This is a genomic window from Polaromonas sp. A23, assembly GCF_002001015.1.
Taxonomy (GTDB): Bacteria; Pseudomonadota; Gammaproteobacteria; order Burkholderiales; family Burkholderiaceae_C; genus Polaromonas.
In genome coordinates, this window is record NZ_MUNO01000022.1 from 133,704 (window position 1) to 160,375 (window position 26,672).

The 26,672-nt window shown below is 60.8% G+C and carries 27 protein-coding genes and 1 tRNA gene; 15 read left to right on the forward strand and 13 right to left on the reverse strand.

The window, feature by feature from the left end:
• Positions 1 to 2 precede the first annotated feature (2 nt).
• The 3 genes from B0B52_RS11960 to B0B52_RS11970 are packed head-to-tail and all read right to left on the reverse strand — an operon-like array spanning position 3 to position 2,116.
• Positions 3 to 767: a spermidine synthase gene (locus tag B0B52_RS11960; protein WP_077593870.1), complete on the reverse strand. Its 765-nt coding sequence runs from the start codon at positions 765 to 767 to the stop codon at positions 3 to 5.
• A gap of 3 nt (positions 768 to 770) precedes the next feature.
• Positions 771 to 1,271, reverse strand: coding sequence for a DNA-deoxyinosine glycosylase (locus B0B52_RS11965; protein ID WP_077593871.1), 501 nt, complete (start codon positions 1,269 to 1,271; stop codon positions 771 to 773).
• Positions 1,265 to 2,116: a TatD family hydrolase gene (locus B0B52_RS11970; RefSeq protein ID WP_077593872.1), complete on the reverse strand. Its 852-nt coding sequence runs from the start codon at positions 2,114 to 2,116 to the stop codon at positions 1,265 to 1,267. Before B0B52_RS11970 ends, B0B52_RS11965 begins: the two co-directional genes overlap by 7 nt.
• Positions 2,117 to 2,253: 137 nt before the next feature.
• Here B0B52_RS11970 and B0B52_RS11975 point away from each other — a divergent pair, with 137 nt between their 5' ends.
• The 4 genes from B0B52_RS11975 (at position 2,254) to B0B52_RS11990 (ending at position 6,433) form a co-directional block, all read left to right on the forward strand.
• A complete protein-coding gene (locus B0B52_RS11975) occupies positions 2,254 to 3,153 on the forward strand; it encodes a S1C family serine protease (protein ID WP_077593873.1) in 900 nt (299 codons plus the stop codon).
• A 12-nt stretch (positions 3,154 to 3,165) separates the two neighbouring features.
• Entirely contained in the window at positions 3,166 to 4,176 is a 1,011-nt protein-coding gene (locus B0B52_RS11980; RefSeq protein WP_077593874.1) for a MoxR family ATPase, read from the forward strand.
• A 199-nt stretch (positions 4,177 to 4,375) separates the two neighbouring features.
• Positions 4,376 to 5,350 (forward strand): DUF58 domain-containing protein, encoded by a 975-nt coding sequence (locus B0B52_RS11985; protein ID WP_371327396.1) that lies wholly within the window; start codon positions 4,376 to 4,378, stop codon positions 5,348 to 5,350.
• Positions 5,351 to 5,389: 39 nt separating this feature from the next.
• Positions 5,390 to 6,433, forward strand: coding sequence for a VWA domain-containing protein (locus B0B52_RS11990; RefSeq protein ID WP_077594088.1), 1,044 nt, complete (start codon positions 5,390 to 5,392; stop codon positions 6,431 to 6,433).
• On the opposite strand, the gene B0B52_RS11995 is transcribed toward B0B52_RS11990, so the two are convergent.
• The gene (locus tag B0B52_RS11995; RefSeq protein ID WP_254425695.1) at positions 6,417 to 7,145 is read right to left on the reverse strand and encodes a Crp/Fnr family transcriptional regulator; all 729 of its coding nucleotides are present in this window, start codon (positions 7,143 to 7,145) and stop codon (positions 6,417 to 6,419) included. The two genes, B0B52_RS11990 and B0B52_RS11995, sit on opposite strands and share 17 nt — an antisense overlap.
• Here B0B52_RS11995 and B0B52_RS12000 point away from each other — a divergent pair.
• Entirely contained in the window at positions 7,105 to 7,551 is a 447-nt protein-coding gene (locus B0B52_RS12000) for an isoprenylcysteine carboxylmethyltransferase family protein (protein WP_077593877.1), read from the forward strand. The two genes, B0B52_RS11995 and B0B52_RS12000, sit on opposite strands and share 41 nt — an antisense overlap.
• 46 nt (positions 7,552 to 7,597) lie before the next feature.
• On the opposite strand, the gene lolD is transcribed toward B0B52_RS12000, so the two are convergent.
• The gene (gene lolD, locus B0B52_RS12005; RefSeq protein WP_077593878.1) at positions 7,598 to 8,281 is read right to left on the reverse strand and encodes a lipoprotein-releasing ABC transporter ATP-binding protein LolD; all 684 of its coding nucleotides are present in this window, start codon (positions 8,279 to 8,281) and stop codon (positions 7,598 to 7,600) included.
• Entirely contained in the window at positions 8,274 to 9,530 is a 1,257-nt protein-coding gene (locus B0B52_RS12010) for a lipoprotein-releasing ABC transporter permease subunit (protein WP_077593879.1), read from the reverse strand. Before B0B52_RS12010 ends, lolD begins: the two co-directional genes overlap by 8 nt.
• 187 nt (positions 9,531 to 9,717) lie before the next feature.
• Between B0B52_RS12010 and B0B52_RS12015 the strand changes: the two genes are divergently transcribed.
• Genes B0B52_RS12015 through B0B52_RS22470 form a run of 3 tightly spaced genes read left to right on the forward strand, consistent with a single transcriptional unit; the run spans position 9,718 to position 12,482 of the window.
• Positions 9,718 to 10,560, forward strand: coding sequence for a hypothetical protein (locus B0B52_RS12015; RefSeq protein WP_254425696.1), 843 nt, complete (start codon positions 9,718 to 9,720; stop codon positions 10,558 to 10,560).
• A complete protein-coding gene (recJ, locus tag B0B52_RS12020) occupies positions 10,557 to 12,281 on the forward strand; it encodes a single-stranded-DNA-specific exonuclease RecJ (protein WP_077593881.1) in 1,725 nt (574 codons plus the stop codon). The genes B0B52_RS12015 and recJ overlap by 4 nt, the downstream gene beginning before the upstream one ends.
• Positions 12,282 to 12,341: 60 nt before the next feature.
• Entirely contained in the window at positions 12,342 to 12,482 is a 141-nt protein-coding gene (locus B0B52_RS22470; RefSeq protein ID WP_168173537.1) for a hypothetical protein, read from the forward strand.
• An 83-nt stretch (positions 12,483 to 12,565) separates the two neighbouring features.
• Here B0B52_RS22470 and B0B52_RS12025 read toward each other — a convergent pair whose 3' ends face one another.
• Positions 12,566 to 13,237, reverse strand: a complete 672-nt coding sequence (locus B0B52_RS12025) for a glutathione S-transferase (protein WP_077593882.1) — start codon at positions 13,235 to 13,237, stop codon at positions 12,566 to 12,568.
• 160 nt (positions 13,238 to 13,397) lie between these two features.
• Here B0B52_RS12025 and B0B52_RS12030 point away from each other — a divergent pair, with 160 nt between their 5' ends.
• The 6 genes from B0B52_RS12030 to B0B52_RS12055 all read left to right on the forward strand — a co-directional run bounded on the left by B0B52_RS12030 (position 13,398) and on the right by B0B52_RS12055 (position 18,708).
• Positions 13,398 to 14,258 (forward strand): 3',5'-nucleoside bisphosphate phosphatase, encoded by an 861-nt coding sequence (locus tag B0B52_RS12030; protein WP_077594089.1) that lies wholly within the window; start codon positions 13,398 to 13,400, stop codon positions 14,256 to 14,258.
• Entirely contained in the window at positions 14,255 to 15,160 is a 906-nt protein-coding gene (locus tag B0B52_RS12035) for a DMT family transporter (RefSeq protein ID WP_077593883.1), read from the forward strand. The genes B0B52_RS12030 and B0B52_RS12035 overlap by 4 nt, the downstream gene beginning before the upstream one ends.
• 22 nt (positions 15,161 to 15,182) lie before the next feature.
• The gene (locus B0B52_RS12040) at positions 15,183 to 15,818 is read left to right on the forward strand and encodes an L-threonylcarbamoyladenylate synthase (protein WP_077593884.1); all 636 of its coding nucleotides are present in this window, start codon (positions 15,183 to 15,185) and stop codon (positions 15,816 to 15,818) included.
• A gap of 120 nt (positions 15,819 to 15,938) precedes the next feature.
• Complete coding sequence (locus B0B52_RS12045) at positions 15,939 to 16,607, forward strand: site-2 protease family protein (protein WP_077593885.1); 669 nt, start codon at positions 15,939 to 15,941, stop codon at positions 16,605 to 16,607.
• A gap of 2 nt (positions 16,608 to 16,609) precedes the next feature.
• A complete protein-coding gene (locus tag B0B52_RS12050; protein WP_077594090.1) occupies positions 16,610 to 17,935 on the forward strand; it encodes a tryptophan--tRNA ligase in 1,326 nt (441 codons plus the stop codon).
• Between the two features lie 185 nt (positions 17,936 to 18,120).
• Positions 18,121 to 18,708: a response regulator transcription factor gene (locus B0B52_RS12055; RefSeq protein WP_077593886.1), complete on the forward strand. Its 588-nt coding sequence runs from the start codon at positions 18,121 to 18,123 to the stop codon at positions 18,706 to 18,708.
• Between the two features lie 21 nt (positions 18,709 to 18,729).
• Here the strand turns inward: B0B52_RS12055 and B0B52_RS12060 are convergent, their stop codons facing one another.
• The gene (locus B0B52_RS12060) at positions 18,730 to 20,151 is read right to left on the reverse strand and encodes a HAMP domain-containing sensor histidine kinase (RefSeq protein ID WP_077593887.1); all 1,422 of its coding nucleotides are present in this window, start codon (positions 20,149 to 20,151) and stop codon (positions 18,730 to 18,732) included.
• A gap of 927 nt (positions 20,152 to 21,078) precedes the next feature.
• Between B0B52_RS12060 and B0B52_RS12065 the strand changes: the two genes are divergently transcribed.
• Positions 21,079 to 22,593, forward strand: coding sequence for a P-loop ATPase, Sll1717 family (locus B0B52_RS12065; RefSeq protein WP_077593888.1), 1,515 nt, complete (start codon positions 21,079 to 21,081; stop codon positions 22,591 to 22,593).
• A 153-nt stretch (positions 22,594 to 22,746) separates the two neighbouring features.
• On the opposite strand, the gene B0B52_RS12070 is transcribed toward B0B52_RS12065, so the two are convergent.
• The 5 genes from B0B52_RS12070 to B0B52_RS12090 all read right to left on the reverse strand — a co-directional run bounded on the left by B0B52_RS12070 (position 22,747) and on the right by B0B52_RS12090 (position 26,650).
• A tRNA-Ser gene (locus tag B0B52_RS12070) sits at positions 22,747 to 22,834 on the reverse strand.
• Positions 22,835 to 22,872: 38 nt separating this feature from the next.
• Complete coding sequence (gene serS / locus B0B52_RS12075; RefSeq protein ID WP_077593889.1) at positions 22,873 to 24,207, reverse strand: serine--tRNA ligase; 1,335 nt, start codon at positions 24,205 to 24,207, stop codon at positions 22,873 to 22,875.
• Positions 24,208 to 24,238: 31 nt separating this feature from the next.
• A complete protein-coding gene (locus tag B0B52_RS12080; RefSeq protein ID WP_077593890.1) occupies positions 24,239 to 25,183 on the reverse strand; it encodes a threonine/serine dehydratase in 945 nt (314 codons plus the stop codon).
• 4 nt (positions 25,184 to 25,187) lie between these two features.
• Positions 25,188 to 26,180 (reverse strand): 4-hydroxy-3-methylbut-2-enyl diphosphate reductase, encoded by a 993-nt coding sequence (gene ispH, locus B0B52_RS12085; protein WP_077593891.1) that lies wholly within the window; start codon positions 26,178 to 26,180, stop codon positions 25,188 to 25,190.
• Positions 26,177 to 26,650 (reverse strand): peptidylprolyl isomerase, encoded by a 474-nt coding sequence (locus B0B52_RS12090; protein ID WP_077593892.1) that lies wholly within the window; start codon positions 26,648 to 26,650, stop codon positions 26,177 to 26,179. The genes ispH and B0B52_RS12090 overlap by 4 nt, the downstream gene beginning before the upstream one ends.
• Between the last annotated feature and the right edge of the window lie 22 nt (positions 26,651 to 26,672).

Below are 26,672 nucleotides of genomic sequence, written 5' to 3' on the forward strand. Positions count from 1 at the left end.
GGTCAACACACGGGTTTGAAGAGCCTGAGCCATTTTTTGGCTGGCAAGCCGAAACGGGACTCCACCACATCCGCGTTTTGCACCAACTCAGTGCGCTCAGGACGAGTCGGCTCACGCTGTGCCGCAACAATGGTGTTGCCCTCGCGTGTTGGCTTGAAGGCCCACACCGATTCGGGCCCGAACGCCTCGGCAATTTTTTCCAGCGATCTGAGGTAGCTCGAGTCCCTGCCAAACAGATTGACCGTCATGATGCCGTCCTCGCTGAGCAACTCCCTGCAGTCGGCGTAAAAGTCCGCGCTATCAAGCACCGGCGCGGCGGCTTCGTGGTCGTACAGGTCCACCTGCAAGGCATCGACTGTCCCCTGATGCTCCGGCTTGCGAATTTCCCGCGCGGCATCGGCCAGGATGACCTTCAGGCGCAAGTCATCTTGCGGCAGCTTGAACCAGAGCCTGCAGGCAGCCACCACCTGCGGGTTGAGCTCGACGGCGGTGGTTTTCATCTTCAGTTTTTTGTAGCAAAACTTGGTCAACGCCGCCGAGCCCAGGCCCAGCTGCATGGCGTGGCGCCTTGCCACTGTGCCGGGGTCTGCAAACAGCAGCCAGACCATCATGCGCTGGACGTATTCCAGCTCAATGTCAAAAGGTTTGTCCAGCAACATCGAGCCCTGGACCCATTCGGTGCCCAGATGCAGATAGCGGATGTCGCCGAAGTCGGAAAAATTGACCTCGGGCAGGATCAGATTTGTGTCGGTATCTTTACGGGCCATGGCTCAGTCAGTCAATCGGTGTTTTTCAAATACTTCACGCCAGGCTACGAGTTTGCGCTCAAACGACCAGGAGGCGTTGGCCGGGCTGGTGGAGGGTAGCTTGTAAACCGGCAAGCCGAACAATGAGGTATGGCGGGCATGTTTAAAGCTTTCCCCGCCGTTGTGGGCAATCGCTTCCAGTACAGGACAGATTTTTTGCAACTCCGCAAAATCATTGACTACCGGCTTGCGGATACTGCTGTCCAGGCTGCCTTCACGCTCGCAGGCAGCATACACGTCCCACACGCCAAGTTGCCTGGACAACAGCCATTCGCTACGAATTTGATAGCTATCAGCGCCCGTACCTACTGGGCCATCCGGCCAAATGGCTTGAAGAATTCGCCAGAAATGGTTTTGCGGGTGACCATAGTACTGCTGCGCCTGCAGCGAAGCCACGCCCGGGAAACTTCCCAGGATCAGCAGGCGTGTGCGGTTGGAAACCAGCGGCGGCAAACCGGTCAACATGGCAGGAGCGGCACCAGCCCGGGCAGCGCCGCCAGCGTATTGGATCGCGCTGCCTGCGCCAACTCATCCACCGTGATACCGCGCAGCCCGGCAATAACCGCCGCAATGCGCGGCAGCTCGGCCGGCTCGTTACGGCCTTGCGCCTGCCCCTGGCTGCGTTGCTCAGCGGTTGTGTAAAGCCAGTGCGGCGCAATGTCCGGGGAATCGGTCTCCAGCACCATCGCCGACAGAGGCAATTCTGTCGCCAGCCGCCGCAACTGCAAGGCCCGGTCAAACGTTACCGCGCCACCAAAGCCAAGCTTGAAACCCAGCTTGAGAAACTCTTCCGCCTGTTGCAGGCTGCCGTTGAAGGCATGGCCAATGCCTTGCCAGCCATCCCCTGGCGGCACCAACTCGCGTAAATACTTGAGCAGCCGGTCGGCTGACCGCCGCACATGCAGGATCACCGGCAGGCCGTGTTTACGCGCCAGCAAAAGCTGCTCGCGGTAAAAGTGTTCCTGGCGCTCGCGTAGCGGGCTTTGTGTCAATTCCGGAACAAAAAAATCCAGCCCGATCTCGCCCACAGCCACCAGGCGCGGGTCGCTCCTGTGCCGGCCCAATTCGGCGTCCAGCAGCGCCAGATCGCCTTCCTGCGCATCCTTGACACACAGCGGATGAATACCTAATGCATAACTGTCCTCAAATTCATGCGCCAGGTGCCGGACCGCGTCAAAGTTGAAGGCAGCGACAGCCGGGAGCACGCAGTGCCCCACACCGGCCGCGGCGGCGCGTGCCCGCATTGCAGCCCGGTCCGCTGCAAACTCCGGCGCGTCCAGGTGGCAATGGGTGTCTATCCAGAAAGGCATGCGCCAATAATGCCTGAACCGGCCCTCGCCCCGCCCGGCGGATGCCCCCACGCCCTGCCCGAACACTGTGCACGGATGCATCAGACGTGATACTGTGCACTCTCACTCCCGAAAACCCTTCATCACAGGTGAAACGGATGCGCAGGCCAGCCCTTTACAGCCGCTCCAACCAGGCCCCCCGGGACAAGGCGCCCGATCCGCCTAACCCCGCGCCGGTGGCCGCGGAATCCGACCCGGCGAGGCGGTGGTTTTCACCTTCGGATCCTCGCCTGCTGTGGGCGGCCCTCGCGGTCATGGCCGTGCTGCTGGTCATCAGTCTGTCACTTTCATTGCGTACCTCGCCGCGCAAGCTGACCCAGGAAGACATCAATGCCGCTGTCCTGAAAACGCTGGAAACCACCCAGTTGCCCTCTGCGGTGGCCAGGGCCTACGAGGCGATTCGCCCGTCCGTCGTGCGCGTCACCGGTTACGGCAAAAGCAAAGACGGCAAGGAAGAAGTTGAATACGGCGTCGGCACCGGCGTGGTCATTGTTGACAAGGGCATCATCCTGACCAACCTGCACGTGGTGCAGGGCGCGCAGACCATCAAGGTGGTTTTTTCCGACGGTCTCGAATCCACTGCACACATCACCGGCGCCCAGCCCGAAAACGACCTCGCGGTGTTGCAGGCGCACAAAATTCCGGACGACATGATCGCCGCCACCATGCGCTCCACCGGCGACCTGGCTCCCGGCGACCATGTGCTGGCAGTCGGCTACCCCTTTGGTATCGGGCCGTCTGCCTCGGCGGGCGTGATATCCGGTCTCCAGCGCACTTTCCGCTCGCCGGAAGGCAAGCAGGAAATGCGCAACCTGATCCAGTTTGACGCTGCGGCCAATCCCGGCAACTCGGGCGGCCCGCTGGTCACCATGGACGGCGAAGTGGTCGGCATCGTCACGGCCATCCTCAACCCCAACCAGCAACGCAGTTTTGTCGGCATTGCGTTTGCCGTGCCGATTGAAAATGCTGCCTCTGCAGTCGGCCTCACCCCTTTCTGAAGGACCTGTCCCATGCAAACACCCGTATCCCCGCAAGACCCGCAGACCGCGCAGCTGATGGAGCAAATCCTCTACGAAGTCAAACGCGTGGTGGTCGGCCAGGACCGTTTTCTTGAACGGGTGATGGTGGCCATCCTCGCGCAGGGCCACTTGCTGGTGGAAGGCGTGCCTGGCCTGGCCAAAACCCTCACCGTCAAGACGCTCGCCAATACCATCCACGGAAAGTTCAAGCGCATCCAGTTCACACCCGATCTGGTGCCTGCCGACCTGGTCGGCACGCGCATCTACAACCAGAAAACCGGCGACTTCAGCACCTCGCTGGGCCCGGTGTTCACCAACTTGCTGCTAGCCGACGAGATCAACCGCGCGCCCGCCAAGGTGCAGAGCGCCTTGCTGGAAGTGATGCAGGAACGGCAAGTCACCATTGCCGGCGAAACCCATCGTGTGCCCGAACCCTTTCTGGTGATGGCCACGCAAAATCCCATCGAAACCGAAGGCACCTATCCGCTGCCCGAAGCGCAGGTAGACCGTTTCATGATGAAGGTGCTGGTGGACTACCCGACCGACGAAGAAGAATTTGTGATCGTCGAGCGCGTCATCGGGCCCGCCGTTGCTGTCTCCAGCGTGGCCACAACCGAGCAGCTGGCCGGCTTGCAGCGCGAATGCCGCCGCGTGTACGTGGACCCTTCGCTCATCCAGTACGCCGTGCGTCTGGTCTCTGCCACCCGCACGCCCGAAAAGCATGGTCTGAAGGATCTTGCCCGTTTCATCACCTTTGGGGCCAGCCCGCGCGCCACCATCAACCTGACCGAAGGCGCGCGCGCCTTGGCGATGTTGCGCGGCCGCAGCTATGTTTTGCCCGAAGACATGACGGACCTGGTGCCCGATGTGCTGCGGCATCGGCTGGTGCTGTCTTATGAAGCCCTGTCCGAAGGACTGACACCGGACGCCGTGGTCTCGAAAATCATGGCGAAAGTGCCTGCGCCCGCACGGCCTTTGGAGCATGAAAAACTGGCTGCCTGAAGATGTTGCCCCCACGGTCGCTCACTGCGTGTAGCTCCCTGCCCCCCAAGGGGGCCGCTGCGCCTGCGGACTGGCAAAGCCAGATCCGCGGCCCCTACTCGAAGGGGAGTGTTCTTCGCTCGCTGGTTGCCTTACCCCTTAGGTGGCGGAGCGCCTGAGCATGAGAAACTGGTTCCGAAGATCTACCCGGGCTGAACCGATGGAGGCCCCAAGCGGCGCTTTGGCAGAGGCTTCGGGTGGCAACGCCGAACATGTGCTGCGCCGTCTTGAATGGACCGTCCTGCGCCGCCTCGACGGCCTGTTGCAAGGCGACTACCGTACCTTGATGCGCGGCACCGGCATGGATCTGGCCGATTTGCGTGAATATCAGCACCACGATGATGTGCGGCACATCGACTGGAACGTCACGGCGCGCCTGCAATTGCCGCATGTGCGCGTTTTCACGGAAGACAGGGAGATGGCCAGCTGGTTCCTGCTTGACCTCAGCCCTTCGGTTGATTTCGGCTCCGGCCTGCAGCGCAAGAGCCAGATCTCCAGTGAGTTTGTGGCGGTTCTGGCCCGTGTGCTCACGCGCCATGGCAACCGCATTGGCGCCATGCTGTATGGCACGGGGGTGGACACCGTGATCCCTGCCCGCGGTGGCCGCGGGCATGTTCTGCGGTTGCTGCACAGCATGCAGGCGCGCCCCGAGGCGCAAGGCGAGGCAACCACGCGGCTGGATGATTTGCTGCGCTCTGCCGCCCAATTTTTGCGCCGGCGTTCCACCGTTTTTGTGGTGTCCGACTTCATCAGCGAGCCGGGCTGGGAGAAAACACTGGGCCAGCTGGCACAGCGGCACGAGGTGGTGGCTGTGCGCCTGCTCGATCCGCTGGAGCTGGAACTGCCCGACCTGGGGCTGTTGCCCATTCGGGATGCAGAGACCGGTGAACAATTGTTGGTCGACACCCACGACGCAGGCTTTCGCAAACGCTTCGCAAGAATTGCCGCGCAGCGCGAAGCGGACTTGCGGCAGGCGTTGGCGCGGGCCGGTGTGGATACGCTGGAGCTGTCCACCGACGGCGACCTGGTCGACGCCATCATGCGTTTTACAGAGCTGCGCAAGCGCCGCGGCCAGACCTCGGGCGCGAGCGGCCGCGGCCGCGTGCTGCCTGATCATCTCAAGGCGGTGGCCTGAAGCGGCCCGCCCCCAAGGAGACTTCTCGTGAACTCACCTGTGACATTCCTTTGGCCCCAGTTTCTCTGGCTCATGCTCGCGCTGCCGCTGCTGGTGGCCGTGTACATCTGGCTGCTGCGCCGCAAGAAAAAAATGGCTCTTCGTTATGCCAGCCTGTCGATCGTGCGCGAGGCCATGGGTGCCGGGCAGAGTTTTCGGCGCCATATTCCGCCGCTGCTGTTCCTGCTGGCCATGGCCGCCATGCTGCTGGCTGCGTCGCGACCCTTCGCCGTGATCACCCTGCCTTCGCAGCAGGAAACCATCATCCTCGCCATGGATGTCTCAGGCAGCATGCGGGCCACCGATGTGCAACCCAACCGGCTGGTCGCTTCGCAAAATGCTGCCAAAGCTTTCCTGGCCGAATTGCCGCGTAGCGTGCGTGTCGGCATCGTTGCCTTTGCCGGTACCGCTTCGGTGGTACAGCCCGCCACCTTGAGCCGGGAAGACCTGGTGACTGCCATCGACAAGTTCCAAATGCAACGCGCCACCGCCATTGGCAATGCCATCGTGGTGTCACTGGGCGAGTTACTTCCCGATGCAGGTATCGATCTGGCTTCGCTGACCTACGGGCGCAACCGCAGCAGCGGAGTCGCTATCGACCAAGTGCCCAAAGAGCCCAAAAAGAGCTTCACGCCTGTCGCCCCCGGCTCTTACGGTTCCGGTGCCATCATTCTGCTGACGGACGGCCAGCGCACCACCGGCGTGGACCCGCTGGAAGCGGCGAAGATTGCCGCTGATCATGGCGTGCGTATCTACACCGTAGGCATTGGCACGGTCGACGGCGAAACCATCGGTTTTGAAGGCTGGTCCATGCGCGTGAAGCTCGACGAGGAAACCCTCAAAGCCATTGCCAACAAAACCCAGGCTGATTACTTTTATGCGGGGACCGCAGCAGACTTGAAGAAGGTTTATGAAACCCTGAGTTCACGGCTGACAGTCGAGAAAAAGGAAACCGAAATTTCCGGCTTGCTGGCCCTGGCAGCGGCTGCTCTGGCTCTGGTATCGGCGAGCCTGTCCTTGCTGTGGTTTAACCGGGTGCTCTAGAGTTGCCGGCCCGTTTGATGCGTGCCTTGATGCGGCTCAGACCCACGGGCGTCACGCGTATGTACCCGGCTAGGTCTTTCTGGGAAATCCGGGACTCCAGGTCGGGGTGTTCCAGCAGGAAGTTTTTGTAGCGCTCCTCCGCCGTGAGCGTCAGGAGATCCTTCTCCCGCTTCTCTTTTCGGAAGCCATAAATTTCAAACGCGCGGCGAAGTACGCGCTGCCAGGCCATGTGCTGTTCGGCCAGCGCGTGAAGAAGCGCATAGTCGACCTTTTCAACCACCGCGTCCTGCAGCGCAAGCACCGAAAAAGTCGTCTGGCCGCCAGTCTGAAGTGCGCTGAGGCTTGAGAAAAAAGCACCTTCTCCAGCAAAAGCCTTGATCCATTCCTTTCCATCGCCTGTTTCGTAAATCATCTTGAGCACGCCCTGGCGAACAAAGAAAACAAAGGGTTGACTCTGTCCCACGCGGAAAAGGTGCTCGCCGGGACGCAGGCGCACCAACCGAATCGTTGACGCCACACGATCCCAGCCAGGCAGCGGGTCACACGCCAGTAGCTCAAGAACGCCTCGTGCAACAGGTGCAGAAGAGTTTGTCTGTCCGTTAACCTCGGTTAACGACAACGGGTTCTCCGCCCTGCAGACTTGCGGAGTCAAAACACTTTCGAGGGTATTCATGCGATTCATACTGCTTCCTCCCGTTGTCATGGTGCTCATTGCAGGTGCGATGCTGGCGCTGGACCGGTTCCTTCCGCTATTTCATCTGTGGGGCGCGCCCTACAGTTGGGCCGGCTATTTTTTCATTGCGGGCGGACTGGCCATCGCCAACTGGCATGCACGCCTGTTCAAGAAACTCGGCACCAATATAAATACCTTCGGCGAGCCCGGAAAGATCACGCGGGAAGGACTCTTTCGCGTCTCCCGCAACCCGATGTACCTTGGCTTCGTCACAACGCTGGCCGGCGTTGCCGTGCTCCTGGGCGCCGCATCACCGTTTCTCGCCGTGGCCGGGTTTGCCCTGCTTACCCACTATTGGTACATCCCGTTCGAAGAGCGGGCCATGCTCCAAAAGTTCGGCCAGGAGTACACGGACTACCAGCACAGCGTTCGACGATGGCTCTAAAGATTTGCCGCTGCGCGACCGTCATGCGGGACGCATCACCTCGACTTCAAACCCACGCCGACAAGCGGCCCGACACCAACCTGAAGCGCCGCTCACAACGCGTCGCAAGCGTTTCGTCGTGCGTGACCATCACAAAAGCCGTGCCGTGCTCGCGCGCGAGCTTGAGCATCAGTTCAAATACGCCGTCCGCTGTTGAGCGATCCAGGTTGCCAGTCGGTTCATCGGCCAGGACGCAGGCCGGCTTCGTCACCAGCGCCCGGGCAATGGCCACGCGCTGGCGCTCGCCGCCCGAGAGTTCTGCAGGCCGGTGGTGAATGCGGTCTTTCAGGCCCACACTGGTCAGCATGGCTGCTGCGGTCTGTGCAGCTTTCTGGCGGTCGTCGCCGCGTATCCACAAGGGCATGGCCACGTTGTCTTGCGCGCTGAACTCGGGCAGCAAATGATGAAACTGGTAAACGAATCCCAGATGCTGATTGCGCAGGTCACCCTGCGCAGCCGCCGATAGCGAAGACATCTGCTGGCCCTTGAGCTCGACCTGCCCGCTTGTAGGTGCGTCCAGCCCCCCCATCAAATGCAGCAAGGTGCTTTTGCCGGAACCGGAGGCGCCCACGATGGCCAGCGTCTCTCCAGCAAACACCTGCAGGTCCACGCCGTGCAGAACAGTCAGGTCAATCGGGCCTTCGTGGAAGCGTTTGGTCAAGCCGCTGGCATTAAGAACAATTTCACTCATAGCGTAATGCTTCCGCCGGGTTGACACGGCTGGCGCGCCAGCTGGGGTAGATGGTTGCCAGAAATGCCAGCACCAGGGCGATGAGGGCTATCGGCATGATGTCGGCGTACTGCGGGTCACTGGGCATGCGGCTGATCAGGTAAATGTCTTTCGGCAAAAAGCTGGCGTTGAGCAAGCGCTCCAGCGCGGGCACGATAACGTCGATGTTGAGCGCGATGCCCAGACCCAGCAGCAGGCCCGAGAGAGTGCCGATGACCCCCACCATGGCGCCCTGCACCATGAAAATACCCATGATGCTTTTCGGGCTGGCGCCCAGCGTGCGCAGGATGGCGATGTCGGCGCGCTTGTCCGTCACCGTCATCACCAGCGTGCTGACGAGGTTGAAGGCCGCCACCGCGACGATCAGCGTCAGGATGATGAACATCATGCGTTTTTCAAGCTGCACCGCGGCAAACCAGGTGCGGTTCTGCCGCGTCCAGTCACGGATCAGCAAATCACCGCTGAGCGTGCGCGACAGCTGCGCCGCCACCTCGCGCGCCTGATGCAGGTCCTGAAGCTTGATACGTATACCGGTCGGGCCTTCGAGGCGGAAAATTTTGGCGGCATCATCCTGGTGCAGCATGACGAGGGCCGAGTCGTATTCAAAGTGGCCGGAGTCAAAGGTGCCGACCACCGTCATCTGCTTGAGCCGCGGCACCACGCCGGCAGGTGTCACCTGCCCGCTCGGGGCAATCAGCGTCACCGAGTCGCCCTCGCGCACGCCCAGCGCGCGGGCCAGTTCGCCACCCAGCACCACACCGAAACCTCCCGGAACAAGTTTGGGCAGCGCCGTGTCCTTCAGGTCCACCGCGAGGTCCGTCACCTGGCCCTCCAGCGCCGGGTCTATGCCGCGCACCAGGGTGCCCTTCATGTCTTCGCCCCGCGCCAGCAGGGCCTGCGCTGCAATAAAGCTGGCAGCGCCGACAACTTCGGGGTTCTGCTTGATCTCAGCCAGGGTTTTCTGCACATCGGGCAGCGCCGCGCCATTGGGTGCAAACACCTCAATGTGCGAAATCACGCCCAGCATGCGGTCACGCACCTCCTTCTGGAAGCCGTTCATCACGCTGAGCACGATGATCAGCGCCGCCACGCCCAGCGCAATGCCCAGCATGGAAACGCCGGAGATGAAGGAAATAAAACCGTTGCGCCGTGTCGCGCGGCCCGCGCGGGTGTAGCGCCAGCCCAGAATCAGCTCATAGGGGATTTGCATGAGGCAATTGTGGCATCAGCCGGGAACCCCCTGCATCCCGGACAATAGGCGGATGGCCACTTTCCCGACCCCGCCCAACCACCACGGGGTGCTTCCCTTTGCCGCGTGCGCCTCCGACGATTGGTTACCCGCCGTCCGAGCCATGCCACCGGACAGTTTCCGCAACTTCAACAAATTGCTCCGGGGTATGAAACCGGCGCACACCGACAGTGGCGACGCACATTCGCTCTCGCCGCCCCATGAGCGGGTGCTGGCCCAGGCGCTGGGCCTGCAGGCGCCTGATGGGCTGATTCCCTGGGCCGCCTGGCAACACCTGCAGGCCGGCGGCGCTCCCGGCGCCCGAGCGTGGGCTCACATCACTCCCTGCCACTGGGCCATGGGCCGCGAACAGGCCACGATGACCGACCCGGCCGCACTGAACCTGCAAGAAGGCGAGTCGCGCACCCTGCTGGCGGCCATGCAGCCTTATTTCGAAACCCATGGCATCACGCTGCACTATGCCAACCCAACACGCTGGCTGGCTGAAGGCGAAATGTTTCGTGACCTGCCCAGCGCGTCGCTGGACCGGGTGCTGGGCCGCAATGTGGGCCCGTGGTTGTCTGGCGGCGTAGCAGGGCGCGCGATGAGATTACTGCAGAACGAAATGCAAATGCTTCTGTACACACATGCTGTCAATGACGCGCGTGCCACCCGAAGGCAACTGAGCGTCAACTCTTTCTGGGTCAGCGCAAGCGGTGCGCTGCCCGACAACTTCAAGGCCCCGGCAGCCGGCAACATCAGCACGTCGCGCGAGCTGGCGCAAGCCGCTTTCAGTGACGACTGGGCAGACTACGCCCAGGCCTGGGCGGCGCTCGATGCCAGTGAAGGCGCGCGCCTGCTGGCCTTGCAGCAAGGCGGTGAAACCGTGCGCCTGAGCCTTTGCGGAGAACAGAGCGCGCTGAGCCTTGAAACGGCCTCCATCGGCATTTTCACAAAACTCACCAGCATTTTTGGCACCAAGCCCTTGCCGGGTCTACTTGAGACGCTATGAAAATAATAGTACGTGAAGCACCCCCGCGCAGTGTGTGGGCGCTTGAGCAGGCTGGCGTGCACCCCTTGCTGGCGCAACTGTATGCCGCGCGCGGTGTGGTCTCGGCTGACGAGCTGGACGACGGGCTGGCGCGCCTGCTGCCGCCCACCAGCATGAAAGGTACGGCGCAGGCAGCCACCCTGCTGGCCGACGCCATCGCCGCGCAAAAGAAAATCTGCGTCGTCGCCGACTACGACTGCGACGGCGCCACCGCCTGCGCCGTGGCGCTGCGCGGGCTGCGCCTGCTTGGCGCAACGCAGGTGAGCTACATCGTCCCCGACCGCGTGGTCGACGGCTACGGGCTGACCGCCCCCATTGCCGAACGCGTCAAGGCCACAGGGGCCGACATTCTCGTCACGGTAGACAACGGCATCGCCAGCATCGAGGGCGTGGCGCGTGCGCGCGCGCTCGGCATGCAGGTGCTGGTGACAGACCATCACCTGCCGGCCATGCGTGAGGGTCAGATCGTTTTGCCCGACGCCGACGTCACCGTCAACCCGAACCAGCCCGATTGCGGGTTTGAAAGCAAGTCGATTGCCGGCGTGGGTGTAATGTTTTATGTGCTGCTCGCGCTGCGTGCCGAGCTTCGCACTCGCGGCGTATTCGATTCAGGCAATCAACCGAAACTGGACAACCTGCTGCCCCTGGTTGCGCTCGGCACCGTGGCCGATGTGGTGAAACTCGACGCCAACAACCGCCGCCTGGTGGCGCAAGGCCTGAGGCGCATCCGCGCAGGCGCCCTGCCGGCCGGCCTGGCCGCGTTGTTCACCGCTGCCGGGCGCGTGGCTTCCGTGGCCACCAGCTTTGACTTTGGCTTTGCCCTGGGCCCGCGCATCAATGCCGCTGGCCGTCTCAGCGACATGACCCTGGGCATTGAATGCCTGTTGACCGACGATGCAGGCCGCGCCGACGAGTTGGCGAAAACACTGGACGGCATCAACCGCGAGCGGCGCGACATCGAGGCCGGCATGCGCGAGCAGGCGCAGTACGCGGCCGACGCGATGATCGACGAGGATGAGGTGCCGCCGCCGGCCATCGCCATCTTCGACCCCGACTTCCATGAAGGCGTGGTCGGTATCGTGGCCTCTCGCATCAAGGACAAGCTGCACCGCCCGACCTTTGTGTTTGCCGCCAGCCAGGCGCCAGGCAGGGAGCATGAGCTCAAGGGCTCGGGCCGCTCGATTGCCGGCTTTCACCTGCGCGACGCCTTGGACCTTGTGGCCAAACGCCACCCCGGCGTGCTGTTGCGTTTTGGCGGCCACGCGATGGCGGCCGGCTGCACCATTGCCGAGGAACACTTCGATATTTTCGAGCAGGCCCTGCAAGAAGTGGCGCACGAGTGGCTGGACGCGGCCACCCTGACGCGCAGGCTGGACACCGACGGCCCGCTGGCGCCGAAATACAGGCGCGCCGACCTGGTGGACACGCTGCACCGGGAGGTGTGGGGCCAGGGCTTTGCAGCGCCGACATTCAGCGAGGAAGTTGAGGTGGTGTCACAGCGCCTTGTCGGCGAAAAACACCTGGCGCTCAAGCTCAAGCATCAGGGCCAGCCGGTGGACGGCATCTGGTTCGGCCACACAGAGTCCTTGCCCGCACGCGTGAAGCTGGCCTTCCGGCTCGACGCAGATGAGTGGCAGGGCGTCAAGCGTGTGCGTTTTCTGGTGGAGGCCGCCGAGTTTTAAGCCCATGAGGGCTTTGTCCGACGGGGGCTGGGTAGCGCTGCCTACAGTGGCCTGACCCGTGTGGGCCCACCATCTGGGTCAGTGGCGCGCATGCGGCGTTGCCCACAACACTCCCAGAGGAAATACATGAACACCATCATCTACATCGTCGGCCTGGTCGTCATCATTGGCTTCATCCTGTCGTACTTCGGCTTCCGCTGAAAATCGTCACGGCATTTTTGCTATTAAATAAGTAGCTGGTAGCGCCCGTGGAATAAGGGCAAACGACCGATTTTGATCGATACTCAGGTCAAAACCGCGTATTCCCCGCCACGCTCGATGGCCCGCTTGTAGGCAGGGCGCTCATGAATGCGCCGCAAAAAGTCCATCAGCTTCGGCCGGCTCGCGTCAAGCCCGCCGCGCGCAGCGGCAGCTTCCAGCACAAAGCTGAGCTGGATGTCGGCGCCGCTGAAAGCTTCGCCGGCAAACCAGGTGCTCTTGCCAAGTTCGCCTTCCAGGTAGTCCAGGTGCTGCGTGATCTGCGGCTCAATCACCGCCGCTTTGATTTTGCTGCTGATGGCTTTGGCAATCGGTTTTGCAAAAAACGGCATGGGCGATTTTTCTATCTTGTCGAACACCAGCTTGAGCAGCAGTGGCGACATGGCCGAGCCCTCCGCGTAATGCAGCCAGTAGGTATAGCGCAGGCGGGCTGGCGTGCCCAGCGCCGGTGAAAACTTCCCGGCACCATAGCGCTCAATCAGGTAATCAATGATGGCGCCAGACTCGGCCAGTGTCAGCTCGCCGTCGGTGATCACCGGGGACTTTCCCAGCGGATGCACCTGGCGCAGCGAAGCCGGTGCCAGCATGGTTTTCGGGTCGCGCTCGTAGCGCTTGATCTCGTAGCCCACGCCCAGCTCTTCCAGCAACCAAAGGATGCGTTGCGAACGGGAGTGGTTGAGATGGTGAACGGTGATCATGGCCGATGCCCTCCGGGGTTTGAAAATAAAGCACGATGGTAGGCGATTGCCTTGACTTGGCCACAGAAAGTCCTGGGAGGTCATTCGCATCATCCCCACGGTTGGCCAAGGCATGCGGCCCGCCCCGGCAGCCCGGGGGCTGAAAGCCTAAAATGCTTTGGTGACCCCCAAAAACATCCTGAACGCGGACCTGCATTGCCACTCGGTTGTGTCGGACGGCACGCTGACCCCCGAGGCCCTGGCCGATCGCGCCAAAACCAACGGCGTCGAACTCTGGGCACTGACCGACCATGACGAAATCGGCGGCCAGCACCGTGCCGCTGCGGCCGCACGCGCCAACGGCATGCACTACCTGACCGGCACCGAAATCTCCGTGACTTTTGCCGGCGAAACCGTGCACATCGTCGGCCTGGGGTTCGATCCTGACGACGCCAGCATGCAGCAGGGCCTGCGCAACACCCGTGGCGGCCGCGAACAACGCGCGATGGAAATGGCCGAAGGCCTGGCCAAGGTCGGCATCAAGGGTGCCTACGAAGGCGCACTGAAGTTTGTCGGCAACCCCGACCTGATCTCGCGCACCCACTTTGCACGCTTCCTGGTGGAGTCGGGCGTCTGCAAGGAAACCTCGGAAGTCTTCCGCAAATACCTGACCGAGGGCAAGCCGGGTTATGTGCCGCACCGCTGGGCGAACCTGCGCGACGCCGTGACCTGGATCACCAGCGCCAAAGGGGTGGCGGTGATCGCCCACCCGGGCCGCTACAAATTCACGCCCAACGAAGAATACGCACTGTTCACCGAGTTCAAGTCGCACGGCGGGCAAGGCGTGGAAGTGGTCACCGGCAGCCACACGACGCAGGAATATGTGAAGTACGCAGAAACCGCCAAGGAGTTCGAGCTGGCGGCCTCCCGCGGCAGCGATTTCCACAGCCCCGACGAAAGCCACACCGATCTGGGCACCCTGCCTTTTCTGCCGGGCAACCTCACGCCTGTCTGGGAGCTCCTGGAAGACCGCATCCAGTGAGCCGCACGCCTTCGGCCCTGGCGGGCATTGCGCTGGTGATTGCCGCGGTCGCCTGTTTTGCGACGCTGGACACCACCACCAAGTTTGTCAGCGCCAGCGTGCCGCTGCTGATGGCCTTGTGGTTTCGTTACTTCTTCCAGGCATTGGCCACCACTGCGGCCGTGCTGCCTGCGCGCGGCCTGAGCGTGCTGCGAACGGCCCACCCGAAGTTCCAGTGCCTGCGCGGCATGCTGTTGCTGTTGAGCAGCCTGTTCGCCTTCCTGAGCCTCAAATACATGCCGGTGGGCGAGTTCACCGCCATCGGCGCCATCGTGCCGCTGCTCATCACATTGCTGGCGGCCACCGCGCTTGGTGAAAAAGTCTCAACCCTGCGCTGGTTGCTGGTGCTCGGCGGTTTTGCGGGCACGCTGATCATCATTCGCCCCGGCGGCGACGACTTCAACTGGGCCCTGCTGCTGCCGCTTGGCATGGTCGCAACCAACACAGGTTTCCAGGTGCTCACCAGCCGGCTGGCCAAAACCGAAGACCCGATCACCATGCACCTCTACACCGGCTGGGTCGGCACGCTGCTGGCCTCGCTGGCCCTGCCTTTTGTCTGGGCTTCCCTGCCCAGCTGGTCGCTGTGGGGCTGGCTGGTGCTGATGGGAGTGGCGGCCACCGTGGGGCATTTCATGCTGATCCTGGCCTACCAGAAGGCACCGGCCGCCACACTCACGCCCTACCTGTACGCACAGATTGCATTCGCCATGGTGGGCGGCTGGATTGCCTTTTCGCATGTACCCGACGGCTGGTCCATGGTCGGCATGGCCATGATTGCTGTCTGCGGCGCCGTCGGCGCCTGGTTGACCGCACGCGAAAGCCGCGCGCTGGCCCAGTTCAGCGTGCAACCCGCTGAATCCTGACTCTTCCTCCGATCCAGACCCCATGGCTCAGTACTTCGAAATTCACCCCGACAACCCTCAGACGCGTCTGCTCAAGCAGGCAGCCGCCCTGCTGACACGTGGCGCCGTCGTCGCCGTGCCCACCGATTCAAGCTATGCGCTGGTGTGCCATCTCGACGACAAAACGGCGGCCGACAACTTGCGCCGCATCCGCGGGGTGGACGACAAGCACCACTTGACCCTGCTCTGCCGCGACCTCAGCGAGCTGGCCAATTACGCGCGGGTGGACAACAAGCAGTTCCGGTTGATCAAGGCCGCCACGCCGGGGCCTTACACCTTCATCCTCGAAGCCAGCAAAGAGGTGCCGCGCCGCCTGAGCCACCCCTCACGCAAGACCATAGGCCTGCGTGTGCCCGGGCACAAAACCCTGCAATGCCTGCTGGAGCTGCATGGCGCACCCCTGCTGGCCACCACGCTGATCCCGCCCGGCGAGACCGAGCCGCTGAACGACGCCAGCGAGATCCGCGACCAGATGGAGCACGACCTGGCGGCCGTCATCGATGCCGGCGCCTGCCCGCAGGAAGCCACCACCGTGATCGACCTGACCGCCATGGGCCAGGGCGGCGACCCCGTGGTGGTGCGGCAAGGACGCGGCGACCTTGCCGCCTTAGGCCTGTAATTTATGCGCTCTTCCGCCAGCAGGGGCCGCGGAACCGGCTTTGCCGGGCCGCAGGCGCAGCGACCCCCTCGGGGGGCAGCGCAGTGCGCGAAGCGACAAGCGTGGGGGCGATAATTGGTCATGGATATCGCTGACCTGATTCAAACCGTTGCCATTTACGCGCTTCCCGTGCTCTTTGCCATCACCGTGCATGAGGCGGCGCACGGTTACGTTGCCCGCTACTTTGGCGACAACACGGCCTGGATGCTGGGCCGCGTCACACTCAACCCAGTCAAGCACATCGACCCGGTGGGCACCATCCTGATGCCGCTGCTGCTTTACTTCGCCACCTCGGGCACCTTCCTGTTCGGCTACGCCAAGCCGGTGCCTGTGCAGTTCGGCAAGCTGCGCAACCCCAAGCGGGACATGATCTGGGTCGCCCTGGCCGGCCCCGGCGCCAACCTTGCCCAAGCTTTGCTGTGGGGTGTCGCGTTCAACCTGCTGCAAGGTGCGGGCATCAGCGAGCCATTTTTCATCAAGATGTGCCAGGCTGGCATTTTGGTGAATATCGTCATGATGGTGTTCAACCTGTTCCCCTTGCCGCCACTGGATGGCGGGCGCGTGCTGGTGGGTTTGTTGCCCTACAAACAAGCCTTGTTCGTCTCGCGCATCGAGCCCTGGGGCTTCTTCATCGTGATGGCACTCGTGATTTCCCGGGTGATCACCGACCTGTGGATGCGTCCCCTCATGACGCTGACTTATGCCCTTCTTGAAATTGTGTTGATGCCCCTGGCGATGCTGGTTCGATGAACATGACAAACAAACAAACTGCCCTTCCCCAACGCTTCCTCACCGGCATCACCACCACCGGCACGCCGCACCTGGGCAACTATGTTGGCTCCATCCGCCCATCCGTGGCGGCGAGTACCGGCGCGGGCGCGGAAAGCTTTTACTTCCTGGCCGACTACCACGCCCTCATCAAATGCGATGAGCCGGCGCGCATCCAGCGCTCCACGCTGGAGATTGCCGCCAGCTGGCTGGCCGCCGGGCTGGACCCGGAGCGCGTCACCTTTTACCGCCAGTCCGACATTCCAGAAATTCCCGAACTCACCTGGCTGCTGACCTGCGTAACGGCCAAGGGTGTGCTCAACCGCGCTCACGCTTACAAAGCGGCAGTCGACAAAAACACCGCCGCCGGCAACGACCCGGATGGCGATGTCAGTGCGGGCCTGTTCATGTACCCGGTGCTCATGGGCGCCGACATCCTGATGTTCAAGGCGCACCAGGTGCCGGTCGGGCGCGACCAGATCCAGCACATCGAGATGGCGCGCGACATGGCGCAACGTTTCAACCACCTCTACGGCGAGCATTTTGTGTTGCCGCAGGCGCTGATTGAAGAATCCGTCGCGCTGCTGCCGGGCACCGACGGTCGCAAGATGAGCAAGAGCTACGACAACACCATTCCATTGTTCTCGTCGCGGGACCAATTGCAAAAACTCATCTCAGGCATCGTGACCGACTCACGCGCGCCGGGCGAACCCAAGGAAACCGAAGGCTCGGCCGTGTTCCAGATTTATCAGGCGTTCGCGAGCGAAGCGGAAACCGCAACCCTGCGCAAGGCTTATCAGGACGGCATTGGCTGGGGCGATGCCAAGCAGATCCTGTTTGAACGGATTGATCGGGAAATTGCACCCATGCGCGCGCATTACCAAGCTTTGATGAAAGACCCGGCAAAAATAGAAAACACCTTGCGCGTGGGTGCGGAAAAAGCGCGCGCAATGGCCATGCCTTTCATGCGCGAACTGCGTCACGCCGTGGGCCTGCGAAATCTTGGTGTTCAGGCGGTTTCTGGCTCTGCGGGGAAAACCGCCAAAGCATCTTTGCCCGTCTTCAAGCAATACCGCGAGACCGACGGCAAATTTCATTTCAAGCTACTCGATGCCAAGGGCCAACTGTTGCTGCAAAGCCACGGCTTTGACTCCCCTAGGGAAGCGGCGCAAACTATTGGATTACTACATGCCGGTGACGCCGATGCACTGGCAAGCCTGAAAAGCAAGCTGCAAGCGGTTTCCGGCGTAAGTGAGGCATCGGTGACAACCGCCTTGCAACAGCTCGCAGAAGCAAAAAAGGTAGACTAAAAACGTCTTCAACGTCTCTATCAAGGCTTTTAAGAACAAAGACTCGTACTAAAAAAGAATGCGTTTTCAAAAAACGTGCATTAATTCCGAAATGAATATTTTTAGTTAGCTCGCCAACTTGACACACACCGGGTATGCTTACTTTTAGCACCACTAACTGACAGTATTTAACACTTCGGACGCCCATGCGTATTTTTGTCATAGATGACCACCCACTTATGCGAGAAGCTGTGGTCCTTCTTATTCGTCGCCTGCATACCAAAGCTACAGTGACCGAACTTGACCGCCTCGCGGCCATCGGTCCGGCGGTTGAACAACATGGCATTCCCGACTTCATTTGCCTGGACCTCAAACTGCCCGACACCCATGGTGTCTCCGGTGTGCGAGAGCTTCGCCAACAGTTTCCCGAGGTGCCCATCGTGGTACTGTCTGCCGCCCCGGCGCAGGACTATCAGGAGCTGTCGCTGGAAGCCGGTGCCGACGTCTACATAGAAAAATCAGTCGGCGCCACCGAGATCTCCAAAGTACTGAGAAGTTTTGTAGTCGACGACAGCGCCGACCCGGAAGCCAGCACCGAACCCGAAAAACTGTCCAAGCGTCAGAAGCAACTGCTGGTGATGCTGGACAAGGGCATGAGCAACCGCGACATCGCCACTGAACTTCAGATCAGCGAACATACCGTCAAGGTTCACCTCTGGCGTCTGTTCCGCAGGCTCAATGTGAAAAGCCGCTCGCAGGCCAGCCACCTGGCCCGCACGCAAGGCCTGCTTTAAAGTCAACGAGCCGGGCTTCTGTTAGAAGCCGCTCTCGCTGCCCCCGCGCAAGTCTGCCTTGTCGTCATAAACGGGCAGCTCCACCCGGAACACGGTGCCCTGCCCCACGCGGGAGTGCACCCGAACGGGATGGTTCAAGGCCTCACCCAAGCGAGAAACAATCGACAGGCCCAACCCGAAACCTTCTTCGGTCCCATTGTGTTTGGCCACCCGATAGAACTCCTGAAATATGGCCTCCTGGTGCTCGGGGGCTATGCCCACACCGGTATCCCACACTTCCACGCACCAGCCCTGTTTGCGGCGGCGTACCGCCAGCAAAACACCGCCCTGCTCGGTATGACGAATGGCATTTGACAGCAGATTGCCCACCAGGCGCTTGAGCAGCACCGGGTCTGAAAGCACTTCCGCCGGCAACACGCGGGTGCGTAGCTCCAGCCCCTTCTCAATCGCCACAGGCGCGTGCTGCAGCTCCAGTTCGGCGATCAGTGAGGGCAAATCAATGCGCTGCCAGTTCACCTGGATCACACCGGAGTCGAGCTTGGCCAGATCAAACAGCGAATTGAACAGTTCATTGACCGCTTGAGTGGAACGCACGATTTTAGGGGCAATCTGCGCAACCAGCTCGGGCTCGGCCTGCAGCCAGTCGGCGTACAGGCTCAGTGCGTGCACCGGCTGCCGCAAATCATGGGCGGCACTTGCAATAAACCGGTTCTTGATCTGCACAGCCTCCATCGCCGTGCGCGTTTTTTCAGTCAGCGAAGCAATCAGGGCGGCATTGGCAAACTGCAACTCCAGCGTCACGCGTTGTCCCCGGTGGAAGCGCTTTCCGGCCAGGCGTATGGCGCTCCAGTAAATAAGCACCAGCGCAAACAGGCCGTACGTGGTCAAGGTGCCCGGAAACGGTGGCTCAAAAATCGCGCTGTAGGAAACCGCGGCCAGCACGCTGTAGGCCAGGCCATTGATGTAGCCGATAAAACAGCGCAGCGAGGCCGAGAACGCCCCCACGGCAAAGCCGGCCATGCCTGCAAGCACGATCAGGCAGATGAACTGGTCATAAACCGGCGCCTTGCGAAAGTACAGGAGCATGGACGACCCCCAGACCACCGCACTCAGGGTCCAGGTCCAGCTGTAGCGCGAAAGGAAGGCACGCAGATCCACGCCGCTCAAGCCCGCGTAGCGGCGGTGATAGAGCTTGATCACGCGGTAACGCCAGAGCGTGGTTGCCACCGCTGCCAGCGTCCAGCAGAACAGGGCCACCTCGTTGACATCGCCGTAAAGCACAACAAAAATGATCGGAATCACCATCGCCACGGAACGCAGCCCCGGCAAGCCACTGCGCATGAAGCTGCGCATCAGCTTGGCCTCCACCCAGTCGTCCCGGGCTACGGCGTCAATCGCCATGTGCCGGCTGGCGTCAGACGAAGGCAAGGCGGCGGAATTCATCGCTGAAGTTTAGCGGGCGATTAAGCGCTGCCAACCCGCATCAACCCATGTAAAACGAAAGGTTCACATTGAAGTATGGCGATGGTGCAAGAAGATGGCCGGCAGACCCGGTGCAAGTTTCGGTCTGCAAAACTACTTTGTACCTACCCACAAAAAAGCCTTGTAATCGATGGCTGGTACGACGCCCGAGGTTCCTTACGGCTACCTAGAGGCTATATTTGACTCATGTTTTTCAGGCACGCGCGGGCACAACAATGAAGAAAAAACGGTCCGGAATAGCTCGATGGTTTCTAGATCCACGCATCCCCGCAGATCAGGAGCGGATTCGGAAGAACCAGCGGTGGACGTTTCGCTTGAGAATGGTTGTCGTATTTATTGCTATTCCGCTGACTACCTTGGTATTTTGGGCGTACACCGAGGCGACGCGCGAGGATGATCCCGCTTTGAAGGCGTGCAATGTGACTTGCGCAGGGTTTCAAAAAAAGGGAGTCATCGTTCCAGATTCCCGCCTCACCCTTAAAAGCAATGGGACCGCAGGCCAAGCACCTATATGCTCTTGCGTTGCGCTTAAGGCGATCGGCAGTGCAAACGTAAGCCGATGAACGTGTTTACCACCGTTTCGCAACGAGCCGGGCGTGGAAGAATTCCTATCGGCGCGTGACGGAGCCGTTGACCAACGAAATGCGGTATCGGCCTTGGCCTTAGGCGTGGCCGCTCCACCTAACCTCAAGGCAAACATCCGGAAGCAAAAGGGGTCTAGCACAAGCACAGCGGCTACTGAAGCGCATTGAAGCCCTTGCCGACTCTCCTGCCAATACCGACTTTGTGCGACAGCGAGAGAGGATGCGAGGTTGGGTAATATCCACTTCCCGTAAAAACTTCCTCAAGGCAGAATGTAAACAACGCATTCAGAAGTAGGGAGTATTAATGGCGACAAATAGACCCGTACCGCAGATACGAATCAAGCTCAGTGACATCCACTTGTTCGGCAACGATGCGGCAGATCTTGAGCAGAAGGAACTGTTTTTTTCCTACGCCATTCAACGGCCAGAGCTAACCAATTTCCTCGATGATCAGTGGCCTGTTCAAGTTGTACGCGCCTACAAGGGAGAGGGAAAATCTGCCCTGCTGCGGTTGGCCGAGAAAAAGCTCACCCCTCAGAATGAGGAAGAGCTTGTAATCGCTGCTATTGGACCCGATCATTCTCCTGTTGTTGATAGCCTCGATTCCGATCTATGGACGAGAGAATGGAAAAAAAGTCTGCTCAAACTTGTCGCAAACGAAATTGGTTCTCGTTTAGGCATTGCATTCCGAGATGACGCTATTTCGCTAGTTGAAGAGGCAGAAGCCAACGGGTTTAAGCATCGCTCCTTTGTCTCAGCAATCGTTGATCGTCTCAAGTCTAGCCAAGTGCCCATAGAGCGAGCGCGCCTTCCTGTGGCGAGCTATGAAAAATTGGTCGCACGGTACCTAAGTGGTCGTCCTTTGATCTGGATAGTGATAGATGACATCGACCAGAATTTTGCAAATACAGATCGCTGGCGCGTGAAGTTGGCTTCCTTTTTTACTGCCTGCCGACAAATCGTGAAAGTTATTCCAGAACTTCGAATTCGCACAGCAATTCGCCCGAATGTTTGGGCAATTATCAAGCGCGAATTTGAGTCCCTGTCTCACCTTGAACAGTACATGCAGGACTTATCCTGGAGTGAAAGTCAATTTAGAACCCTTCTGGCAGCTCGTGTGTCTTCCTATTTGGTTAGGACAGGGCAATGGCAACTCATAAAGGCCAGTCTCCCTTTTGAAAAAACTGACGCTGAACTGGCCCTCATCTCAATGGTCTTCGACTCTCCGATGCCTTGGGGTGGCGATGTGCGTACGAAGGATGCTCATACGGTACTGTGGACAATGACAAGTCACCGACCCCGCTGGCTCGTAGAGCTTTGCAAGGAAGCCGGCAAGGCTGCGGAAAAGCGGGGGGCAAAAAAGATTAATTTGGACGATATTAAAAATCAGTTCGCTGTTTTTGGACGAAAACGGATTGAAGATACTGAGGCAGAATTTCGCTCGCAGTGTCCTCAAATTAGCGAACTGATCGGAGCGTTTTCACGACAACCTGATCTTTATTCCACTGATGAATTGTTGAAAACAATTCATAACCGAATTATTCAGGCCGTTAATCCAATGCTCTCTGGAAGCGTTGGAAAACCATCAGACCTTGACGTCGCTCACTTCTTATTCCAAATTGGTTTTATTTCGGGTCGCCGTGATTTCGGCGAAGGGCGAGGCTACGACCACGTTTACTACAGAGAGCAACCCGGGCTTCTGAAATTGAGAACGAATATTGACGATGGTCTGAGATGGGAAATCAATCCAATTTATCGAGACGTTTTGAATTTGCGATATGTTGCTGACAAGCGGCACACGAAAAGTGGAAAAAGATGACGAACGAATTATTCATGTTCCTTCAGTCCGCATGGGTGTAAAGAAGTTCAAACTGTTGAATTCCGTCGAAATCTGACCACCGAAAACAAAAAAGCCCCGGCTTGCGGGGCTTCCAGGGGCTTGGGTAACTTCGTGGGAAGACTCAAGCCTGTTTGGCGGAGAGGGTGGGATTCGAACCCACGGTACCTTGCGGTACGCCTGATTTCGAGTCAGGTACATTCGGCCACTCTGCCACCTCTCCAGTGTCTCGAGCCGCAATTCTAGCAGGCTGCCGAGGGCTTACTTGGCAGGTGCGGCAAGCACCACAACACCGCGCATGTAAGGCCGCAGCACCTCGGGCACGATGACGGAACCGTCGGCCTGCTGGTAATTCTCCAGCACCGCCACCAGCGTACGCCCCACCGCCAGGCCGGAGCCATTGAGGGTGTGCACAAATTCGTTTTTGCCCTGGGCGTTCTTGAAGCGGGCCTGCAGGCGGCGGGCCTGGAAGGCTTCGCAATTGGAGACGGAGCTGATTTCGCGATAGGCGCTCTGGCCCGGTAGCCAGACTTCCAGGTCATAGGTCTTGGTGGCGCCGAAACCCATGTCGCCGGTACACAGCAGCATGACGCGGTAGGGCAAGCCCAGCTTTTGCAGAATGGCTTCGGCATGGCCTGTCATCGCCTCCAGCGCGTCGTAGCTGTGGTCGGGGTGCACGATCTGCACCATTTCTACCTTGTCGAACTGGTGCTGGCGGATCATGCCGCGGGTGTCGCGGCCGTAGCTGCCGGCCTCTGAGCGGAAGCATGGCGTGTGCGCCGTGAACTTGAGTGGCAGCTGGGCTTCGGGCACGATTTCGTCGCGCACGAAGTTGGTCAGCGGCACTTCGGAGGTGGGAATCAGGTACAGCGCGGCGTTCTCAGCCTCGCCTTCCTGCCCGCCTTTTTTGGCGGCAAACAGGTCTTCTTCAAACTTGGGCAGCTGGCCGGTGCCCCGCAGCGAGTCGGCGTTGACGATGTAGGGCGTGTAGCACTCGGTGTAGCCGTGTTCGGCCGTCTGCACATCCAGCATGAACTGCGACAGCGCGCGGTGCAGGCGGGCCAGTTGGCCCTTCATGACGGTAAAGCGCGAACCCGTGAGTTTGGTGCCCAGTTCAAAGTCCAGCCCCAGCGGCTGGCCCAGGTCGACATGGTCTTTCACCTCGAAGGCAAAGGCCGGCGGCTCGCCGCCCAGGCCTTCGACCGGCGTCCATTTGCGCACCTCGACATTGCCTTCCTCGCCCTTGCCCTGCGGCACGCTTTCGTGCGGCAGGTTGGGTACGGCCAGCAGCAGGGCCTGCATCTCGCCCTGGATCTGGTCGAGCCGGAAGCTGGAGGCCTCGAGTTCCACCTTGGAGTTCGTCACCTGGGCCATCACGGCGCTGGCGTCTTCACCCTTGGACTTGAGCTGGCCGATTTGTTTGGACAGGGTGTTGCGCTGGTTCTGCAGTTCTTCTGTCTTGATCTGCAGGGCCTTGCGTTCGGCTTCCAGCGCCTGGAAAGCTTCCACGTTAAGGAAGGCTTGCGGGCTCTTGCGCGTTTCAAGGCGGGCGATGGCCGAAGGCAGGTCTTTACGAAGGAGAGTGATGTCTAGCATGGGGTGATTGTATTTTGTGCAGCCAAAGCCACTAGGTATTCAGCGTGGCCGGGTCAAGGTTGGCGCCGCAGATGATGAGGCAGACTTTTTCGTCGGCACGCGGCACATAGGCGCCGCTGTGCAAAGCCGCCAGCGGCAGGGCGGCGGCAGGCTCTACGGCCAGTTTGAGTTCTTTCCACAGCCACAGTTGCGCGCTGCGGATGGCTTCGTCGCTGAGCAGCAGCGCGTCACGCACATGCGCCTGGGTGGCCGCCCAGCCCAGGTTGCCAATACGTTTGGCACCAAGTGAATCGGCGGCGATGCCACTGACGGCGACATCCACCGGCTGGCCGGCTTCGCGAGCATTGAACAGCGTAGGCGCCAATGCGGGCTCCAGCGCGACCACGCGCGAGCGCTGTTCGAACCAGTTGGCAATGCCGGCAATCAGCCCGCCGCCCCCCACACTGACCAACACCGCGTCGGGCAAGCCGACCTGCTGCTCGATCTCCAGCGCCAGGGTGCCGGCGCCGGCCACCACTTCGGGCTGGTCGTAAGCGTGGGTCAGCAACGCACCGGTTTGCTGCTGGCGCGCCAGGCAGGCCTGCAATGCATCTGAGTAAGCCGCGCCGGTGACGACCAGCTCGGCACCCAGCGCGACGAGTTTGGCGCGCTTGGCGAGGCTGGACACCTCGGGTACAAACACTTCGCAGCGCACACCCAACTCACGCGCCGCAGCTGCGGTGGCAATGCCGGCATTGCCGCCCGACGCCACAATCACGCCGCTGGCTGGAATGGTGTTGGAGAGCAGGCGGTTCAGCATGCCGCGCGCCTTGAAGCTGCCGCCGGTCTGCAGGTGTTCAAGCTTGAGCCAAACTTCGGCACAGTCCACACCCAGCGCCTTGCCGGGCAGTTTCCACAACGGGGTTTGATGAATAAAGTGGCCGTAGCCCTTTTGGAACGTACGCTGACAGCTCTCGATTTGATAGCGCATCGTCATCGGATCAGGGCTCGGCGTGCAGATCGCTGTCGATGGCGTCCAACGCGGTGCCGTGCATCTTCAGACCTTTGGGCAGCGGGAACTTGATGGTTTCTTCGATGCCCGTCATCTTGCGCACCGACACGGCGCCCAGCGCCTTGATGCGGTCGATCACCTGCTTGACCAAAATTTCAGGGGCAGAAGCACCGGCGGTCAGGCCGACGCGGCTTTTGCCTTCAAACCATTCGGGCTTGAGCTCGGTCGCGTCATCCACCATGTAGGCCTCGGTGCCGAGCTTGGCCGCCAACTCACGCAGGCGGTTGCTGTTGGAGCTGGTCGGGCTGCCAACCACGATCAGGATGTCGACCTGCGGGCTCATGATCTTGACGGCGTCCTGGCGGTTCTGCGTGGCGTAGCAGATGTCCTGCTGCTTGGGCTCGCGCACTTGCGGAAAACGCGCCTTCACGGCGGCGCTGATCTCGGCGGCGTCATCCACGCTGAGTGTGGTCTGCGTCACCACCGCCAGCTTTTCTGTTTGCGCGGGCTGGATGCGCGCCACGTCTTCCACGTCTTCCACCAGGTGAATGCCGCTGTCGAGCTGGCCCATGGTGCCTTCGACCTCGGGGTGGCCCTTGTGGCCGATCATGATGAACTCGTAGCCTTCCTTGTTCAGCTTGGCCACTTCCACATGCACCTTGGTCACCAGCGGGCAGGTGGCGTCAAAAATGCGGAAACCGCGCCGCTCGGCCTCGCGCTCGGTCGCCTTGCTGACGCCGTGAGCGCTGAACACCAGCGTGGCGCCCGGCGGCACGTCGTCAAGGTCTTCAATGAAGATGGCGCCCTTTTCCTTGAGCTCGTTGACCACATAGGTGTTGTGCACGATTTCATGGCGCACGTAGATGGGCGCGCCGAACTTGCCGATGGCGCGCTCGACGATTTCAATCGCGCGGTCAACACCGGCGCAAAAGCCGCGCGGCTCGGCAAGGATGATTTCCTGAGGGGTGGCCTTACCAGTCATAAGACGCCAATCACGTGAACCTCAAACACCACCGGCTGGCCCGCCAATGGATGGTTGAAGTCAAACTGCACCGCATCACCCGCTTCCTTGACCTGCTGCACCGCACCGGCGTACTGGCCCATGCCGTCAGGCGTCGGGAACTGCACCACGTCGCCCACCTTGTATGTTTCGTTCGGGTCGCCCAGTTCGTTGAGCAACTTGCGCGCAACCCACTGCAGCAACTCGGGGTTGCGCTCGCCAAAGGCCTCACCGGCGGCCAGCTCGAAGCTGGTGCGTGTGCCTTCCGGCAGGCCTAGCAGGCGCTGCTCAATGGCGGGCGACAACTCGCCGGTGCCCAGGCTCAGGGTGGCCGGCTTGCCGCCAAAGGTGTTGATGATGTCGGCGCCGTCCGGACCCGCCATGCGGTAATGCAGGGTCAAAAAAGAACCTGGCTGGACGAGCGTTGGGGCGGGTGTTTCCACGGTGGACATAAGACTTTCGGGGCCGGCCAGA